The 542-nt window shown below is 41.5% G+C and carries 1 protein-coding gene; it reads left to right on the top strand.

Annotation, left to right across the window (positions count from 1 at the left end; translation table 11 throughout):
- The coding region (locus J3U23_RS12050) for a GTP-binding protein (RefSeq protein WP_267339345.1) at positions 1 to 542 on the top strand (542 nt) is incomplete at its 3' end.

Below are 542 nucleotides of genomic sequence, written 5' to 3'. Positions count from 1 at the left end.
ATGTCTAAAGAAAAATTTGAACGTACAAAACCCCACGTTAACGTTGGTACAATCGGCCACGTTGACCATGGTAAAACAACTTTAACAGCAGCTATTACTTCTGTACTTTCTAAAAAATACGGCGGTCAAGCTCGCGCATTCGATCAAATCGATAATGCACCAGAAGAAAAAGCACGTGGTATCACCATCAACACTTCACACGTTGAATACGATACACCAACTCGTCACTACGCACACGTAGACTGCCCAGGCCATGCTGACTATGTTAAAAACATGATCACTGGTGCGGCACAAATGGACGGTGCTATTTTAGTAGTAGCAGCAACTGATGGTCCTATGCCACAAACTCGTGAGCACATCCTTTTAGGTCGTCAAGTAGGTGTTCCTTACATCATCGTATTCTTAAATAAATGCGATATGGTTGATGATGAAGAATTATTAGAATTAGTTGAAATGGAAGTACGTGAACTTCTATCTCAATACGATTTCCCAGGTGATGACACTCCAGTAATTCGTGGTTCAGCGTTAAAAGCGTTAGAAGG

It is taken from the genome of Gilliamella sp. B3367 (assembly GCF_026536825.1).
GTDB lineage: Bacteria > Pseudomonadota > Gammaproteobacteria > Enterobacterales > Orbaceae > Gilliamella > Gilliamella apicola_E.
The sequence above is the reverse complement of the archived record's forward strand: the minus strand, read 5'-3'. Positions and strand labels throughout refer to the sequence as shown.